Source organism: Pseudomonas sp. OE 28.3, from assembly GCF_014268205.2.
Lineage (GTDB): Bacteria > Pseudomonadota > Gammaproteobacteria > Pseudomonadales > Pseudomonadaceae > Aquipseudomonas > Aquipseudomonas edaphica.
Genome location: NZ_CP077082.1, coordinates 5,076,223 through 5,092,882, shown reverse-complemented (window position 1 = coordinate 5,092,882; position 16,660 = coordinate 5,076,223). Strand labels below are relative to the sequence as shown.

At 58.3% G+C, this 16,660-nt stretch carries 15 protein-coding genes; 9 read left to right on the top strand and 6 right to left on the bottom strand.

Features of this window, described 5'->3' with window-relative positions:
* The first annotated feature begins 358 nt into the window (after nt 1-358).
* Nucleotides 359-1,207 (top strand): hypothetical protein, encoded by an 849-nt coding sequence (locus HU759_RS22715; RefSeq protein WP_186617532.1) that lies wholly within the window; start codon nt 359-361, stop codon nt 1,205-1,207.
* Nucleotides 1,208-1,269: 62 nt separating this feature from the next.
* On the opposite strand, the gene HU759_RS22710 is transcribed toward HU759_RS22715, so the two are convergent.
* Genes HU759_RS22710 through HU759_RS22690 form a run of 5 tightly spaced genes read right to left on the bottom strand, consistent with a single transcriptional unit; the run spans nt 1,270 to nt 6,755 of the window.
* Nucleotides 1,270-2,001: an alanyl-tRNA editing protein gene (locus tag HU759_RS22710; protein ID WP_099548796.1), complete on the bottom strand. Its 732-nt coding sequence runs from the start codon at nt 1,999-2,001 to the stop codon at nt 1,270-1,272.
* 2 nt (nt 2,002-2,003) lie between these two features.
* Nucleotides 2,004-2,996 carry a serine O-acetyltransferase gene (locus HU759_RS22705; RefSeq protein WP_017134751.1) on the bottom strand — a complete coding sequence of 331 codons (993 nt, stop codon included), beginning with the start codon at nt 2,994-2,996 and terminating at the stop codon, nt 2,004-2,006.
* A 37-nt stretch (nt 2,997-3,033) separates the two neighbouring features.
* Entirely contained in the window at nt 3,034-3,948 is a 915-nt protein-coding gene (locus HU759_RS22700) for a cysteine synthase family protein (protein WP_017134752.1), read from the bottom strand.
* Between the two features lie 15 nt (nt 3,949-3,963).
* On the bottom strand, nt 3,964-5,826 hold the full coding sequence (gene moeB, locus HU759_RS22695; protein WP_186617534.1) for a molybdopterin-synthase adenylyltransferase MoeB: 1,863 nt from the start codon (nt 5,824-5,826) through the stop codon (nt 3,964-3,966).
* Between the two features lie 35 nt (nt 5,827-5,861).
* A complete protein-coding gene (locus HU759_RS22690; RefSeq protein ID WP_017134754.1) occupies nt 5,862-6,755 on the bottom strand; it encodes an EamA family transporter in 894 nt (297 codons plus the stop codon).
* A 160-nt stretch (nt 6,756-6,915) separates the two neighbouring features.
* Between HU759_RS22690 and HU759_RS22685 the strand changes: the two genes are divergently transcribed.
* Nucleotides 6,916-8,340: a PLP-dependent aminotransferase family protein gene (locus HU759_RS22685; RefSeq protein ID WP_186617536.1), complete on the top strand. Its 1,425-nt coding sequence runs from the start codon at nt 6,916-6,918 to the stop codon at nt 8,338-8,340.
* A gap of 178 nt (nt 8,341-8,518) precedes the next feature.
* On the opposite strand, the gene HU759_RS22680 is transcribed toward HU759_RS22685, so the two are convergent.
* Nucleotides 8,519-9,337, bottom strand: coding sequence for a pyruvate, water dikinase regulatory protein (locus tag HU759_RS22680; RefSeq protein WP_003193298.1), 819 nt, complete (start codon nt 9,335-9,337; stop codon nt 8,519-8,521).
* 178 nt (nt 9,338-9,515) lie between these two features.
* Between HU759_RS22680 and ppsA the strand changes: the two genes are divergently transcribed.
* The 7 genes from ppsA to sigX all read left to right on the top strand — a co-directional run bounded on the left by ppsA (nt 9,516) and on the right by sigX (nt 16,568).
* On the top strand, nt 9,516-11,891 hold the full coding sequence (ppsA, locus tag HU759_RS22675) for a phosphoenolpyruvate synthase (protein ID WP_017134756.1): 2,376 nt from the start codon (nt 9,516-9,518) through the stop codon (nt 11,889-11,891).
* A gap of 106 nt (nt 11,892-11,997) precedes the next feature.
* Nucleotides 11,998-12,987 carry an alpha/beta fold hydrolase gene (locus HU759_RS22670; RefSeq protein ID WP_017134757.1) on the top strand — a complete coding sequence of 330 codons (990 nt, stop codon included), beginning with the start codon at nt 11,998-12,000 and terminating at the stop codon, nt 12,985-12,987.
* 234 nt (nt 12,988-13,221) lie between these two features.
* Nucleotides 13,222-13,710: a ribonuclease E activity regulator RraA gene (gene rraA, locus HU759_RS22665; RefSeq protein WP_186617545.1), complete on the top strand. Its 489-nt coding sequence runs from the start codon at nt 13,222-13,224 to the stop codon at nt 13,708-13,710.
* A 25-nt stretch (nt 13,711-13,735) separates the two neighbouring features.
* The gene (locus HU759_RS22660) at nt 13,736-14,731 is read left to right on the top strand and encodes a zinc transporter ZntB (RefSeq protein WP_186617538.1); all 996 of its coding nucleotides are present in this window, start codon (nt 13,736-13,738) and stop codon (nt 14,729-14,731) included.
* Nucleotides 14,732-14,817: 86 nt separating this feature from the next.
* Entirely contained in the window at nt 14,818-15,063 is a 246-nt protein-coding gene (locus HU759_RS22655) for a hypothetical protein (protein WP_005790375.1), read from the top strand.
* Between the two features lie 2 nt (nt 15,064-15,065).
* Nucleotides 15,066-15,890 carry a mechanosensitive ion channel domain-containing protein gene (locus tag HU759_RS22650; RefSeq protein ID WP_003193288.1) on the top strand — a complete coding sequence of 275 codons (825 nt, stop codon included), beginning with the start codon at nt 15,066-15,068 and terminating at the stop codon, nt 15,888-15,890.
* An 87-nt stretch (nt 15,891-15,977) separates the two neighbouring features.
* Nucleotides 15,978-16,568, top strand: coding sequence for an RNA polymerase sigma factor SigX (gene sigX / locus HU759_RS22645; RefSeq protein ID WP_017134760.1), 591 nt, complete (start codon nt 15,978-15,980; stop codon nt 16,566-16,568).
* Nucleotides 16,569-16,660 lie beyond the last annotated feature (92 nt).

Sequence of the window (16,660 nt, the reverse complement as noted above, 5' to 3'; positions counted from 1 at the left end):
GGCGTAATGGGAGTGAGCTTAGCTGCTGCACGAATGACCCACCGAGGAGGACGGGCGCTGTTTTCGTGAGTCAGGGGCAACGATGCATTGCTGGCGGGATTGTACGTTTCTGAATGTTACAAGCACATAAATTTGCTGTCAGTTTCCTGTACGAACTGCGGCTTGGGCACCGGTTTTGCCTGCGTTGATCAACCTTCAGGAAAAGACTGATTGAGCTGCCGACATAATTAGCTACCCACACATCCTGTATCCCGGGAACCGCTTTCAGATAAATGCCAATCAATGGGTCAGATCACTTGCCGCAGCAAGTCTCTGCCAACCCACAACTCAGCACTGTCTGGATTTGAGAAAGCACCCTATGAATAGCGTAAATACCCGGCCACAAACGAACTACCCAACGGGCTACGAGGCGTCGCAATATTCGCAGCCCCTTCGTCAGAAAAACATGGCCGATACCTCAACGGGTGTCGACACACAGGGCGATGCTGCAGCTCCTCGGCCGCCCGTGACGGCAGAGCAACGCGGTCAGTTTTCGAGCCACAACACCCTCGTTAACCAGCCGCAATTGCATAAGGTCGGCCCACAGGCTGAGACCCTGGAGTTGTTGGGTAAAAATAACCAGCTCCTGATCGACTTCAAGGCGTTTATCACCGAGTGCCAGGAGAAAATCGTCAATCTTAAAAACGATATTGTCGAACTGCGTGAGCAACTGAGTGCTCCATGCAAAGACACCGACGAGGCCCCCGTAGAACTGCCTCAAACACCTCAAGAGTCGGTTAAGCAGGTTATTCAAGACGCTCGGACAACTGAAGTTGCCCAGGATCAAGAGCTTGAGGAGGCGCTCAAGCTAAATACGCAGTTGCGCGATGATATCGGCGAGCTCATGCAGCGGATGAAAGAGGCCTTTGAAGCGTTGGGCAAGGAGCTTAAAAGTATGACTGAGCAGGTCAAGACGATGACCAAACCTGAAACCCAGGCGCCAACGGCGCCAGCGGATAAGTCCATTATGACCACCAGCGATGAGCCGGCAGATCCGACCAACGAGTCACCCACGCAGGCACTGCCCACCGCTGATCAATTCAGGGTGGACAACGCTAATATCGAAGCGGGTATTGCTGAGATGAAGTCCTACTACAGCACACAAATTTCATTGCTTGAGGAACAGGTTCAAGTGTTGAAAAAGCACCTTGATGAGGCGAAGCAGTAAGGCTTGGCTTCACTTCGGCAAGCGTGGGTCTCCAGCGCCCACGCTTGGCCGACTCGCGTACTTTAGCCCTCAAACCGCAGGATCACCCGGCGGTTATGCTTGCTCTTCTTCTCGATTTTTTCGCAGAACACCCGGCCGATTTCTTCGGTATTGATCACGTGGGTGCCACCGCACGGCTGGATATCGATCCCGGCGATTTCTATTACCCGCACCGAGCCCTGGATGACCGGTGGCGCCACCGCCTGGGTGCGGGTGATCTGCAGCAGGGTCGAGTATTCCGAGGCGGGCATCGACAGGGTCTTCACGGCATGGGCTTGTTCGATCAAGGCATTAAGGTCGCGGGTGATGCTGTCCTTGTCGAGGGTCATTTCCGGTAAATCGAAATCCAGGCGGCCTTTGTCTGCGCTGATGCTGCAGCCGGTGACGGGCGCATCAATGATCGAGCACAGCAGGTGCAGGCAGGTGTGCATCTTCATGTGCTGGTAGCGCCGTTCCCAATCCAGGCCGGCATCCACCTGCACGCCCGCCGCCAATTGCTCGGGGCAGTGTTCAACCTGGTGCCAGATGATCGAGCGCAACACCGGGTCGCGCACGGTGCCGGTCACATTGACCCGCGTACCGTCGGCCAGGGTCAGGTGCCCGGTGTCGCCCGGTTGCCCACCGCCGGTGGGGTAGAACAGCGTGTGTTCCAGGGCAATGCCCTGTTCACTGACGGCAATCACCCGGGCGCTGAAGGCGTTCTGGTAGGGCGCGCTGTCAAACAGCGCCAGGGTTTCCATGGTATGCACGGACATGTTCAACCTCCGACGATCAGTGGGCTGGCTTGCAGCAGGTGACGCACCATTGCGCTCAAGCCAGGCGGGGAGAGCAGGGTGATCTCAAATTCGGGGCCACAGACTTTCAGGTTCAGCGGCAAGCGTGGCAGATGGTCGCCGGTATCCAGGCGACGCAGACGAAACTGCAAATGATGGCGCTCCTTCACCGTGGGCTCCAGCAGCAGCCCCTGCAAAGGGTGAAAGTCGGCATCCAGCACCGTGACCTTGTGGCTGGCGCTGACTTCGCCGACCACGTGCAAACGCTCATCCAGCGCGAAAGCCCCCAGGTAATTGCTGTGATCCGATTCGGCATTCTTTTGTAATTGGATCTGGTTGACCACCTTGACCTTGGTGCCCGCCGGCACATCCTGGGTGATCACACACGAAGGGCTGATAAACACGTTGTCGCCAATCAGCACATAGCCCAGCACACGGGCGCCGGAGCCTACCTCGACGTTATTGCCCAGGCGCGGGTGGCGTTTGCCGTCCGGGTTGTTGGCAATGCCTCGGGCCCCGAGGGTCACGCCGCAGAGGATGTAGCAATCATTACCGATCTCGCAGGTTTCGCCGATCACGGTGCCGAAGCCGTGATCCAGCACAAAGCGCCGGCCAATGCGGGCTGCGGGGTGGATTTCGGCGCCGGAGAGGATTTTGCCCTGGTTGCTGAGCTTGAGAGCCATGCGTGAAAACACACCGTTGGCCGGGTCGGGAAAATTCCACACCAAGTGTGCCAACCGGTAGAACAGCACCGCCTTGAACGACGCGTAGGATTCCAGGATCAGTTCGCCACGCCCACGGGACGCAGGGTCGCGATAGGCATAGGCAATCAAGTCCTCTGCCACGGCCTGGGCGGCATTCTGGATCAATGGCGCCAAATGCGGCTCCAACTGCTTCATCTGCGCAGGCGTCAGGGTCTGGATGAGGTGAGTGAGCAACTCATCGTGCAGCTGTTGCATGTCGATAAAGCCCCCCATGGAGGCACCCCCACAGTCTGGATGGTTGAAAAACCGATTATTCGAAATTGGGCAGGTAGCTATCGGCATTGTCGTAGACCATGGTCAACACCACCGTTTCAGGCGGGAGTTCGGGAGCGAGTTGGGCAATGGCAACCATGTTGGCGGCCGAAGACAAACCCAAGCTGATGGCGTCGGTGCGCATGATGCGTTTCATCATGTCGAGGCACGCCAGGCGTGAGACCTTGAGCATGCCGTCCAGTACACCCACGTTAAGAATGCTCGGGATCAAGCCGATCGACAGGCCCTGAATATGGTGCGGCGCGTGCTGGTCCTTGAGCAGGTCGCACTCTTCCGGTTCCACACCCATGATGCGCATCGCGGGCCAGGCTGCCTTGAGGGTTTCGCCGATGCCGGTGATATGGCCACCGGTGCCGATGCCGCTGACGAAGTAGTCCACCCGCTGCTCGCCGAACGCGCGGAGGATTTCCGGTGCGGTGGTGTCGCGGTGAGTCTGCGGGTTGGCGCCATTACGCTGCTGGTTGAGCATCACGAAGTTGGGGTTTTCCAACTGCAGTTCCATGCACTTTTCGCCGTGGGAGTTGTTGCCCAGACGGCTGTCCGACAGCACCACCTTGGCGCCGTATAAACGCAGCAGTTTCTGTTTTTCGGGGCTGTAGTTGTCAGGGATCACCAGCACCACTTTGTAGCCCAGCACATTGCCGGCCATCACCAGGCCAATGCCGGTATTGCCGCCGCTGGGCTCGATGATGGTTTGCCCGCAGTTGCGTATCAGCACGCCTCGGCGTTCTGCGTCGAGGATCATGCCCAGGGCAATACGCGCCTTGTGGCTGCCGCCAGGGTTGAGGGATTCGAGCTTGGCGTAGACCTCGATGCCGAGGTCTTCGGAAAACTGCGCCAGGCGCACGATCGGCGTATGGCCGATCACGTCGAGAATGGAGTTATGCAACATCGCTCAGCCCCCGGATCAGTACAAAGGCATGTCGGGTTCGACGTCGCGAACCCAATGTTTCATGCCGCCCTGCAGGACTTTGGTATTGGCGAAGCCGGCGGCCAGCAGGGTGCCGGCCGCTTGCTCGGCGCGGGTTCCGGCGTAGCAGATCAGGTAATGGGTATTGTCGCGGCTGAGGCTGTCCAACTGCCCATCCAGTTCGGCCAGGGGGATATGCACCACGCCCGGCAATTTGCACACCTCCAGCTCGCTGGCGTCGCGCACATCCAGCAGCACGTCGGCGCTGCGTGGGTGTTCGAGCAGTTGCTTGAGCACGCGTGGTTTGATGTAGCGCTCCTCGGCCAGCGCGGGCTGGCTCGGGAGGGCGTCCGCGCAAACGGCTGGCGCGACGCTTTCGCTGTGGCGCAGGTCTGAGCAGCATGGGCAGTCGGCACGGCGTTTGAAGCGGATCTCGCTGAACTTCATGGCCAGCGCGTCGAAGCGCATCAGGCGGCCCGACAGCGGTTCGCCGATGCCGATGAGTAATTTAATCGCTTCGGTGGCCTGGATCATCCCGACCACACCCGGCAGCACACCGATCACGCCACCGGCGCTGCAATTGGGTGCCAACTCGGCCGGCGGTGCTGAAGGAAACAGGCAGCGGTAGCACGGCCCGCCTTTGTAGTTGAGCACGCTGATCTGCCCATCGAAGCGGTAGATGGCGCCGTACACCAACGGCTTGCCCAGTTGCACGCAGGCATCGTTGACCAGGTAGCGGGTGTCGAAGTTGTCAGTGCCGTCGATCACCAGGTCATAAGCGCCGACCAGCTCCAACGCATTGTCGGCGTTGAGTGCAGTGTCGTGGGCATTGATCTGGATATGGCTGTTGAGGTCTTGCAGCCGCCGCTTGGCCGACTCGACCTTGGGCATGCCCAGGGTGCTGTTGCCATGCACGATCTGGCGTTGCAGGTTGCTGCTCTCGACCACATCGAAATCCACCAGGCCCAGGGTGCCGATGCCGGCTGCCGCGAGGTACAGGCTGATGGGCGAACCCAGGCCGCCGGTGCCGATGATCAATACCTTGGCTTTTTTCAGGTTCAACTGGCCTTCCCTGCCGACGCCGGGCAGGGTGATGTGGCGTACGTAGCGCTGCACTTCTTCGTTGCTCAGTTGCTCCACGTCCATGCCACCGGAGGTGGCCAGCAGCACTTCGATCCTGGCTTTTTTCGGCAACTGCTCATCGGCGCCGATCAGTTCTTCCTCGGCGGTGAACAGGAAGTGTTCCTTGAGCTGGTTGTTCTTTTCATGAAACAGGTGCGTGCGCAGTTGTGGGTGGCTGCTGCAGAGGTTTTCAATGACTTCGCGCAATGTCGATCCAGTGCCCTCAAGGGTCGATTCCGGCAGCTTGGCCACGCGAACCAGAATATCGGGGAAAGAGACAGCGTTCATGGACAACTCCGTGTGCAGGTCGTTGAAGGGTTTAAGGGCGAATTGCTTGCCATCCCAGGCAAACAGCTTTGAGCCCAGGGCCTGGCCCTGGCGCACGTCCACCACCAGGTAGCTGACGGGGTGGATCGGCTCACCCAGGAACAGTGCCTTGTCCTGGTCTTCATCACTGAAATAGGCGCCGACGTCCGGGTGGGAGTGGTAGATCACCACCACCGGGTTGTCGCTGCGAAACGCCTTGTTCATCAGCAGGGTGTCGGCCACCGAAAAGGTATAGCCATTGGCCGCGCTGCGCGGGTACATCTCGGGGTTCTTGTGGTGCAGCTCATTCTGGATATTGTTGCCCAGGTACACACTGCCATCGGCGAAGACAAAACCGCAGCATTCTTCCGGGTAGCTGCGGCTGGCATGGGCATAGATCTGTTCCAGAGCGGTGGGGCGGAGGACTTCCATGTTTCTCTCGCGTTGTTGTAGTTGTGGTTTAAGGGTCAATTTTTCTTGGCCAGGAGTTTTTCAACTGGCAACTTGGTGATCGCAAAGCCGGCCAGCAGGATGGCCGAGTACAGCATCAGGTCACGGGAAATTTCCACGCCCTCGTACCAGGCGCCGATGATCACCGCGAACACCGGGAAGATGATGAACACGAATGACAAAATGATCGGGCTCAAACGTTTGAGCAACATGAAGTACACGATAAACCCGCCCACCGACGCGACCAATCCCAAGTAGAACAAGGCACTCCATGAACGCAGGGTGATGTTTTCGAACGTCGGTGTTTCAAACCACAGGCCGGCCACGAACAGCATCAACCCGGCGATGCCGATGGGCAATGTGTTGTAGGTAATCACGCTGATGGCGCTGCCTTTTTGCTTGGTGATGACGTAGCACAAGGCATGCATGATCGCGGCGGTCAGAATTGCCAGCACGCCGAAGAATTCGGCGTGGTCCAGGTGCAGGCCCTGGCTCTTGATGATCATGTAGAGGCTGCCGAAACCGATGCCGATGCCGACCACCTGGGAAAAGTAGATGCGCTCGCGCAAAAACAGCGCGGAAAAAATCAGGATGAACACCGGCATGCAGCTGAACAGCAGCGCGGTGAGGCCGGACGACACATGCATCTCGCCGTAGTTGAGCAAGTAATAGGGAACGCTGAAGTACGACAGGGTCACAAATACGAAGAACCAGCGGCTTTCGCGCGGGAACAGGATCGGCTCGCGGCGCACCAGGGCAAAACACAGGAACAGCGGGAATGCGATCAGAAAGCGCAGCCCGGCGGACGTCAGCGGCGGCACGCTTTCGACGGCGATTTTGATGCCCAGCCAGGTGGTGCCCCAACTCAGGCACACGATGAGAAACATCACGCTGGTGACCAGACCGGCCAACCACTGTTTCTGATTTTTTGTTTTTGTAGTGTTTTCAAGAACGGCGGACATTGGCATCGTTTATTGCTTCCCTGAGCCGGAATTGAACTCTATATTGACTGTGTATTAAGTTGTTTCATCCGGTGATTGAACCCGTAAAAGCACACTATTAGGGCGAATGATGGCTGTCAAAACAAATATTGACATGGTGTCAATTATGCGTGAGGGGTTGTCCAGCGGTCAGGGCGTCAAGTACAAACGCCTGTCCGATGTGATGGAGCGGGGCATCCTTGAAGGCTTGATTGAGCCGGGGCGCAAACTGCCGCCCCATCGGGTTCTTTCCGATAACCTTGGCGTGACCATCGGCACCATCAGCCGAGCCTACGGCGAGCTGGAACGCCTGGGGTTAGTGGTGGCGCGTGTCGGTGACGGCACCTTCGTGCGCAAGCGTGGGATGGAGCGCCAGCGTGATGAAGGCTTTCGTAACGTCAGCGAAGAGCCGCGCCAGTACTTCGACATGAGCCGCAATATGCACATTCCCGGGCAAGAGACGGTGTTTCTGGCCCAGAGCTTCCAAACCTTGTCGACCAACGCCAAATTCCTCCAGGACATCAGCGCCTATACGCCGGATGCCGGTTTGCCGCGCTACCGCGAGGCCGGTGCGCAATGGCTGGTGCAGAGCGATTTTCATCCGATTCCCGAGCAGGTCATCTGCGTCAACGGCGGCCAGCATGGCCTGCTCTGCGCCATGATGGCGTTGCTGCGGGCGGGGGATACGGTGGTCACTGAGCAACTGACTTACCCAGGGCTTATCACCGCCGCACGTATGCTCGGTGTACGGCTGATCGGCCTGGAGATGGATGACGAAGGCGTGCTGCCGGGTGCGCTGGATGAAGTCTGTCGTAATCACCGGGTTTCGGCGCTGTACTGCACCCCGACGATCCAGAACCCGACCACGGCCGTGCTGTCGGTCGCACGCCGGGAAGCGCTGGCCAAGGTGTGCCGCGAGCATAATCTGTTGATTCTGGAAGACGAAGCCCACGGCGTGTTGGTGGAAGATCGCCCGCCACCGCTGAGCTTTTTCGCGCCCGAGCGTACGATTTTGATCAGCAGCCTGAGCAAGGCGGTGTCTGCCGGGCTGCGGGTGGGGTATGTGCATGCGCCACCGGCATTGGTCAGCCGGATTTCGGCGGCCTTGCGCTCGACCTGCTGGATGGCTACGCCGGTGACGCTGGAGCTGGCGACGCAATGGATCGAAAACGGCACGGCGGAATACCTGCTGCGCCAGCAAATCAACGAAATCAGCCGGCGCAAGGCTCTGGTGCGTGATCTGCTGGTGGGGCTGGAATACCGCACTCACCTCAACAGCCCGCACTTCTGGATTGAAGTGCCGGAGCCCTGGCGTGCGTCGGAAATCGAGGCGGAGCTCAAGCAGAATAATTACCTGATCGCCACCGCTGAGGCATTTGCCGTAGGGCAGACGGCGGTGCCGCAGTTTATTCGGGCGAGTATTTGTAATACGTCAGGCGATGATCAGTTGCTGCGTGAGGGCTTTGATGCGCTGGCCACCGCGCTGGGGCAGGGCGGTGACAGGTTTCAGCTGTAGGCAGGTTTACCGCGTTATCGTTCATCGCAGGCAAGCCAGCTCCCACATTTGGAATGCATTCCCCTGTGGGAGCTGGCTTGCTGGGGCCAGTTCAGGTCTCCACCAGAATCTCCCCCATTTGGAATGCATTCCCTTGTGGGAGCTGGCTTGCCTGCGATGGCGCCCGTGCAGGCACCCACTATTTGAAGCGGCGCTCCACACCTTTTTCCACCAGAATCTTCGCCGAAATCTCTTCCACCGAAAAATGCGTGGAATTGATGTGCGCAATATTCTCGCGACGGAATAGATTTTCCACTTCGCGCACCTCGAACTCGCACTGGGCATAGCTGGAGTAGCGGCTGTTGGGCTTGCGCTCGTTGCGGATGGCGGTAAGACGGTCCGGGTCGATGGTGAGGCCGAACAGCTTGTGCGAATGCGCACGCAGGGCGGCAGGCAGCGTCAGGTGCTCCATGTCGTCTTCGGTGAGCGGGTAGTTGGCTGCGCGGATACCGAATTGCATGGCCATGTACAGGCAGGTCGGGGTCTTGCCGCAGCGAGACACGCCCACCAGGATCAGGTCAGCCTTGTCATAGTAGTGGGTGCGGGCGCCGTCATCGTTGTCGAGGGCGAAGTTCACCGCCTCGATACGCTCCATATAGTTGGAGTTGTGGCCAATGGAATGGGACTTGCCCACGGAGTAGGAGGAATGTTCACTCAGCTCCTGTTCCAATGGCGCCAGGAACGTAGAGAAGATGTCGATCATGAAACCATTGGAGGTTGCCAGGATCTCACGAATGTCTTGATTGACGATGGTGTCGAAAATGATCGGGCGAAAACCGTCTTTTTCAGCCGCCAGATTGATTTGTTGTACCATGGCCCGCGCTTTATCCACGCTGTCTATGTAAGGCCGCGTGAATTTGGCGAAGGTAATGTTTTCGAACTGCGCGAGCAGGCTCTGACCCAATGTTTCGGCTGTGATGCCGGTGCCGTCGGAGATAAAGAAAGCAGATCGTTTCATTTGAGCCCTGGGCCTTAAGCTGATGGCGAATCTTGGATATGATAGGCGCGATTTTGCCGTCCCGCAGTGGGCCGCATTCTCACTTATTTTCCAGGTCCAGGCCACAAGCGCTGGCGTTTGCTCCTACTGAGCCGCCGGCGTCCTGAGCTTTTCCAACACAGAAAGTGGAGAGATCACCTTGGTAGAGTACGTAGTTTCCCTCGATAAGCTCGGCGTCCATGATGTAGAGCATGTGGGAGGCAAGAACGCATCCCTCGGCGAGATGATCAGTAATCTTGCAGGCGCTGGTGTGTCGGTGCCCGGTGGTTTCGCCACCACGGCCCAGGCTTACCGCGATTTCCTCGAGCTGAGCGGCCTCAACGCCCAGATCCACGCCGCGCTGGACGCCCTGGACGTTGATGACGTCAATGCCCTGGCGAAAACCGGCAGCCAGATCCGCCAATGGATCATGGACGCCGAGTTCCCCGAGAAGCTCAACGAAGAAATCCGTACCGCCTTCGCAGTACTGTCGGCCGGCAACCCGGACATGGCAGTTGCCGTGCGCTCCTCGGCCACCGCCGAAGACTTGCCGGACGCCTCTTTTGCTGGCCAGCAGGAAACTTTCCTGAACATCCGCGGCGTTGAAAACGTGATCCGCGCCGCCAAGGAAGTGTTTGCCTCGCTGTTCAATGACCGCGCTATTTCCTACCGCGTACACCAGGGTTTCGACCACAAGCTGGTGGCCTTGTCTGCCGGTGTGCAGCGCATGGTGCGTTCGGAAACCGGCACCGCCGGCGTGATGTTCACCCTGGACACCGAATCCGGTTTCCGTGACGTGGTGTTTATCACCGGCGCCTACGGCCTGGGCGAAACCGTCGTACAAGGCGCGGTTAACCCGGACGAGTTCTACGTCCACAAACACACCCTTGAGGCCGGCCGCCCGGCCATCTTGCGCCGCAACCTGGGCAGCAAGGCCATCAAGATGATCTACGGCGACGAGGCCAAGGCCGGTCGCTCGGTGAAAACCGTTGAAGTCGACAAGGCCGAACGCGCGCGTTTCTGCCTGACCGACGCTGAAGTCAGCGAACTGGCCAAACAAGCGATGATCATCGAAAAGCACTACAAGTGCCCGATGGACATCGAGTGGGCCAAGGACGGTGACGACGGCAAGCTGTACATCGTGCAAGCGCGTCCGGAAACCGTGAAGAGCCGCACTTCGGCCAATGTGATGGAACGCTACCTGTTGAAAGAAACCGGCACTGTGCTGGTGGAAGGCCGTGCCATCGGCCAGCGCATCGGCGCCGGCAAAGTGCGGATCATCAAGGACGTGTCTGAAATGGACAAAGTCCAGCCCGGTGACGTGCTGGTCTCCGACATGACCGACCCGGACTGGGAACCAGTGATGAAGCGCGCCAGCGCCATCGTCACCAACCGTGGCGGGCGTACCTGCCACGCGGCGATCATTGCCCGTGAGTTGGGGATTCCCGCAGTCGTCGGTTGCGGCAACGCCACCCAACTGTTGAAAGACGGCCAGGGTGTGACCGTGTCCTGTGCCGAAGGCGACACTGGCTTCATCTTTGAAGGTGAACTGGGCTTCGATATCAAGCAAAACTCCATCGATGCGATGCCGGACCTGCCGTTCAAGATCATGATGAACGTCGGCAACCCCGACCGTGCGTTCGATTTCGCGCAGTTGCCGAACGCCGGTGTGGGCTTGGCCCGCCTCGAGTTCATCATCAACCGCATGATCGGCGTACACCCTAAGGCGCTGTTGAATTACGACGGCCTGCCGCTGGAAATCAAGGAAAGCGTCGACAAGCGCATCGCCGGCTACAACGATCCAGTGGGTTTCTACGTCGAGAAGCTGGTGGAAGGCATCAGCACACTGGCGGCGGCGTTCTACCCGAAAAAGGTCATCGTGCGCCTGTCGGACTTCAAGTCCAACGAGTACGCCAACCTGATCGGCGGCAAGCTCTACGAGCCCGAAGAAGAAAACCCGATGCTGGGCTTTCGTGGTGCTTCGCGTTACATCAGCGAAGCCTTCCGTGACTGCTTCGAACTCGAATGCCGTGCCCTCAAGCGCGTGCGCAACGAGATGGGCCTGACCAACGTCGAGATCATGGTGCCGTTTGTACGGACCCTGGGCGAAGCGAGCCAAGTCGTCGACCTGCTGGCTGAAAACGGCTTGTCCCGCGGCGAGAATGGCCTGCGCGTGATCATGATGTGCGAACTGCCGTCCAACGCCATCCTGGCCGAGGAGTTCCTGGAGTTCTTCGACGGCTTCTCCATCGGGTCCAACGACCTGACCCAGTTGACCCTGGGCCTGGACCGTGACTCGGGGATCATCGCGCACCTGTTTGATGAGCGTAACCCTGCGGTCAAGAAGCTGCTGGCCAACGCCATTCAGGCCTGCAACAAGGCCGGCAAGTACATCGGTATCTGCGGCCAAGGCCCTTCCGACCACCCGGACCTGGCCAAATGGCTGATGGAGCAGGGTATCGAAAGCGTCTCGCTGAACCCCGACTCCGTGCTGGAAACCTGGTTCTTCCTGGCGGAAGGCCAAGCGTCCGCTTAAGGGCGTGACGTCAAAAGTGCCGGTCACCCAGCCTGGGTGACCGGCATTCTTATCTGTACAGGGCGGAATTCCATCCGGACGCCGCCCTTTTTTGTGCAAGAGCATTATGCAAAGCAGCAGCAACCTATTTCCCGTCGCCTTGATCAGCGCTGAACGTCGTGGCGACCTGAGTGAAGATGTGTACCGCCTCAAACCCGGCAACAGCCCCGACGGCACCGTTGAGCTGGCTGTGACCCGTTTGGGCCTGGCAGATGTCCCGGAAAACCGGGGCACGCCGGTAATTTTATTGCACGGCAGTTTTTCCAATCGGCGCTTCTGGTATTCGCCCAAAGGTATCGGCCTGGGCGCTTACCTGGCGCGTCAGGGGTTTGATGTGTGGATCCCGGAAATGCGCGGCCATGGCCTGTCCAAGCGCAATCAGGATTACGCCAGAAACCGCGTCGCCGATTATGCGCGTTACGATTTGCCGGCGATCGGCGCGTTTGTCCGTGAGCAAAGCGCACAAATCCCGCACTGGATCGGCCACTCCCTGGGCGGCACTGCCTTGGCAGCGGCTTTGGGCGGTCAGCACCTTGGCGCGCCAGCCGTGGCGTCGGTAGCCCTGTTTGGCTGCCAGGTCAGCCGCACCCACTGGCCGTTGAAGATTCCGCCGCTGGAGTGGACCGGCCGTTTGCTCTTGAAACGCTTTGGTGAAGTATCCGGTGTACGGCTCAAACGCGGCCCCGAGGACGAGCCGGCGGGCGTGATGATCGAAGCCATGCGCTGGAACGGCCTGTTCGGTCGTTTTGGCGATGGCAAGCAGGACTGGTGGAAAGGCCTGGCCGATGTCGACGTGCCGCTGCTGGCGGTCAGCGCTGCTGGCGATCAACAGGACCCGGACTGGGCTTGTCGCAAGTTGTTCGAACAAGTTGGCTCTGAACACCGCCAATACCTGTGCCTGGGGCGCAAGCAAGGCTTCAGCGGGGATTTCGGGCACGTCGAGATGCTGGTCAGCAAGGCCGCGCAGGCCGAAGTGTGGCCGTTGATGGCGCAATGGTTGAAAGATCCACTGACACCTTTATTCGCAGCAGAGCCCCAGGTAGCTGCAACGGTTTAGCATAACCGCTCTGCCAAGGGCGTTTCACTCCAGAGAGGTTGCGGCTAAGATATGACGCGTCAAACGCTTCTGGTCATATTCAGTCGCGCAGTCGCTATTGCGTTGCGATGGCGTGGGTCTGATCATGGCCGCCGCTGATGGGTGAGCGCTTAAACTTCAACCGTTGTGACGCGTTTTTCTGATGTACACCGTGGGATGTTCGACCTCTTCCTTGATGACAGGAGTTTCCCGATGATTCATTACGTGACGCCCGATCTGTGCGACGCCTACCCGGAGCTGGTGCAGGTAGTTGAGCCGATGTTCAGTAATTTCGGTGGCCGAGACTCCTTTGGCGGTGAAATCGTCACCATCAAGTGCTTCGAAGACAATTCGCTGGTCAAGGAACAGGCCGACCAACCAGGCGCCGGCAAAGTGCTGGTGGTCGACGGCGGCGGTTCCCTGCGTCGCGCGCTGCTGGGCGACATGATCGCCGAGAAAGCTGCAAAAAATGGTTGGGAAGGGTTGGTGATCTACGGTTGTGTGCGTGATGTCGACGTCCTCGCCCAGACAGACCTGGGGGTGCAGGCGCTGGCGCCTCACCCCATGAAGACCGACAAGCGCGGCATTGGCGACCTGAACGTGGTGGTGACGTTTGCCAGCGTGACATTCCGCCCTGGTGAGTACGTCTACGCCGACAATAATGGCGTGATCGTTTCGCCAAGCCCGCTGAAAATGCCTGAATAAACCGCAGTAGCCGAAAGGGGTGAGGATGTTCGAGGAAGAAAACGCGCAATGGGGGCTGGTGCATGCCCTGGTGCTGGACGGTAAAGGCGGTGCGCGTTCGATTGCCCGGACTGAGCTCGATGATTTGCAGCTGCAGCCCCAGGAAAGCCTGTGGCTGCATTGGGATCGCAGCCATCCACAGACCCAGACCTGGTTGCGTAAATCCAGCGGTTTGAGCGAATTTGCCTGCGACTTGTTGCTGGAGGAAAACACCCGACCGCGCCTGTTGCCGCTGCCGGACAGCGAATTGCTGTTGTTTCTGCGTGGAGTCAACCTCAACCCTGGCGCCGAGCCGGAAGACATGGTCTCGGTGCGTATTTTCGCGGCAGCCAGTCGCGTGATTTCCCTGCGCTTGCGCCCATTGCGGGCTACCGATGAGCTACTGGTGCAACTGGCTGAGGGCAAAGGGCCAAAAACCGCTTCTGAACTCATCCTTTATATGGCGCAGTACCTGACCCATAAAGTGCAGGATCTGGTCACCGACCTGTCCGAAGTCGTCGATTTAGAGGAAGAAAAACTCGATGCCGACGAACGGTATACCCCGGAGCACGGCAACGTCTTGCAGATCCGTCGACGGGCTGCCGGATTGAAGCGTTTCCTGGCGCCGCAGCGGGATATTTTTGCGCAGCTGACGCGGATCAAATTGCCGTGGTTTTGTGATGACGATGCTGACTACTGGAACGAATTGAACAACAGCCTGACCCGCTACCTGGAAGAGCTCGAACTGACCCGGGAGCGCGTGGGGCTGGTACTTGAGGCCGAAGACCGGCGCTTGAGCGTACGCATGAATCGCACCATGTACCGCTTCGGGATCATCACCGGGATCTTCCTGCCGATGAGTTTTCTGACCGGTTTGCTGGGTATAAATGTGGGCGGGATTCCGTTCTCTGCCAGCCCCTATGGATTCGTGATTGCCTGCTTGTTGATGGTCTCGGTAGCACTCGGTCAATGGTGGCTATTTCGACGATTGCGCTGGGTTTGACCTGAATATGACCTGAACACAGGCAGGGGCACATGTGACCCAAAGAATTTAACCCTCGTCTTTTAACTCACTTGCGAGAGGTCTTTATGCACGATCCGTTCGAACAGTCTTTGCGTGACATGCTCAATGCGTCGCCATCCAACCGTGATGACGATGCATGCCTGGGCCGCGTGTTGAAAACCGCCAACCGTCAGGTAGGGGCGGGTGACCTGTTCGGTCTGCTGGGTCGTTGGTTGCCGGCGTTGATGATGGCCCTGAACAATGGTTCGGCCCACGTATCGCCGGTTTCGCGTCGTAAACCTCTTGCTCGCACTGCTGATAAGGCTGATTGAATATGGAACTTGATCTCTGGACCCAGAGCCTGGTCACCGCGATGACCGCATTGTGGACCAAGGTGGCGAATTTCATTCCCAACCTGTTTGGTGCTCTGGTTTTGGTGTTGCTGGGCTTTGTCGTGGCCAAGTTGCTCGACACCCTGCTGTCCAAATTGCTCGCAAAATTGGGTCTGGATCGCTTGATGGCGGGCACCGGCCTGACCAAGCTGCTGGGCCGTGCGGGGCTGCAAGTGCCGATCTCAACCCTCATCGGTAAGATCGTTTATTGGTTCGTTCTGCTTATTTTTCTGGTTTCTGCGGCTCAATCCCTTGGACTTGAGCGAGTTTCAGCTACGCTCGACATGCTGGCGCTGTATTTGCCGAAGGTTTTCGGCGGCGCGCTGGTGTTGCTGGTAGGTGTTTTACTGGCGCAACTGGCCAACGGGCTGGTGCGCGGTGCTGCTGAAGGCGTGGGGTTGGACTATGCTGCGGGCCTGGGGCGAATTGCCCAGGGGCTGGTGATCATCATCAGTATTTCCGTCGCGATCAGCCAGCTGGAGGTCAAAACTGACCTTCTAAACCACGTGATTGTGATTGTTTTGATTACCGTTGGTCTGGCAGTTGCGCTGGCCATGGGTTTGGGAAGCCGGGAAATTGCCGGTCAGATTCTTGCGGGAATCTATGTGCGTGAGCTGTATCAGGTTGGGCAACAGGTGCGTGTGGGCGAGGTCGAAGGGCAAATCGAGGAGATCGGCACGGTCAAGACGACGGTGCTGACCGATGACGGTGAGCTGGTATCGCTGTCCAATCGGATTCTCCTCGAGCAGCAGGTCAGTAGCCGCTAACCCGGCAAATCCTGCTAATGTACGCCGCCGCAAACCCGGGAGACCGGGCTGTAGCGGACATTGACCTGACTGTCGGCACGACTTGTTTTGAATAAAGCCCAAACGCTGTCCACGCGCTATGACCCCCGTGAGCTCTCTGATGAGGAGTTGGTCGCGCGCTCGCACACGGAGCTGTTTCACGTAACACGCGCGTACGAAGAATTGATGCGCAGGTATCAACGCACTCTGTTCAACGTTTGTTCAAGGTATTTAGGGAACGATAGAGATGCGGATGATGTCTGTCAGGAAGTGATGCTCAAGGTGCTGTACGGCCTGAAGAACTTCGAGGGCAAATCGAAGTTCAAGACATGGCTCTATAGCATCACGTACAACGAGTGCATCACGCAGTATCGTAAGGAACGGCGAAAGCGTCGCTTGATGGACGCTTTAAGTCTGGACCCCCTTGAGGAAGCGTCTGAAGAAAAGGCGCCGGTACCCGAGGAAAAGGCCGGACTTGATCGCTGGTTGGTGCATGTGAATCCGATTGACCGGGAAATTCTGGTGCTACGATTTGTCGCAGAGCTGGAGTTTCAGGAAATTGCTGACATCATGCACATGGGTTTGAGTGCTACAAAAATGCGTTACAAGCGTGCTCTTGATAAATTACGTGAGAAATTTGCGGGCGAGACTGAAACTTAGTGCGTGGCAAATATCTCTTACGTGTAGGCAAGTTCTGTTAGACTTGTCGCCGAGTTGTCCCCCGGTTTGTGGGACTGCTTTACAATCACCAG

Excerpts from the sequence above, each read along its gene's own strand:
- HU759_RS22655 (WP_005790375.1), top strand. The coding sequence starts at position 14,818 with ATGCACGATCCGTTCGAACAGTCTTTGCGTGACATGCTCAATGCGTCG.
- HU759_RS22705 (WP_017134751.1), bottom strand. The coding sequence starts at position 2,996 with ATGGGGGGCTTTATCGACATGCAACAGCTGCACGATGAGTTGCTCACT.
- HU759_RS22700 (WP_017134752.1), bottom strand. The coding sequence starts at position 3,948 with ATGTTGCATAACTCCATTCTCGACGTGATCGGCCATACGCCGATCGTG.
- HU759_RS22670 (WP_017134757.1), top strand. The coding sequence starts at position 11,998 with ATGCAAAGCAGCAGCAACCTATTTCCCGTCGCCTTGATCAGCGCTGAA.
- HU759_RS22715 (WP_186617532.1), top strand. The coding sequence starts at position 359 with ATGAATAGCGTAAATACCCGGCCACAAACGAACTACCCAACGGGCTAC.
- HU759_RS22660 (WP_186617538.1), top strand. The coding sequence starts at position 13,736 with ATGTTCGAGGAAGAAAACGCGCAATGGGGGCTGGTGCATGCCCTGGTG.
- HU759_RS22650 (WP_003193288.1), top strand. The coding sequence starts at position 15,066 with ATGGAACTTGATCTCTGGACCCAGAGCCTGGTCACCGCGATGACCGCA.
- HU759_RS22685 (WP_186617536.1), top strand. The coding sequence starts at position 6,916 with ATGGCTGTCAAAACAAATATTGACATGGTGTCAATTATGCGTGAGGGG.
- HU759_RS22710 (WP_099548796.1), bottom strand. The coding sequence starts at position 2,001 with ATGTCCGTGCATACCATGGAAACCCTGGCGCTGTTTGACAGCGCGCCC.
- HU759_RS22680 (WP_003193298.1), bottom strand. The coding sequence starts at position 9,337 with ATGAAACGATCTGCTTTCTTTATCTCCGACGGCACCGGCATCACAGCC.
- moeB (WP_186617534.1), bottom strand. The coding sequence starts at position 5,826 with ATGGAAGTCCTCCGCCCCACCGCTCTGGAACAGATCTATGCCCATGCC.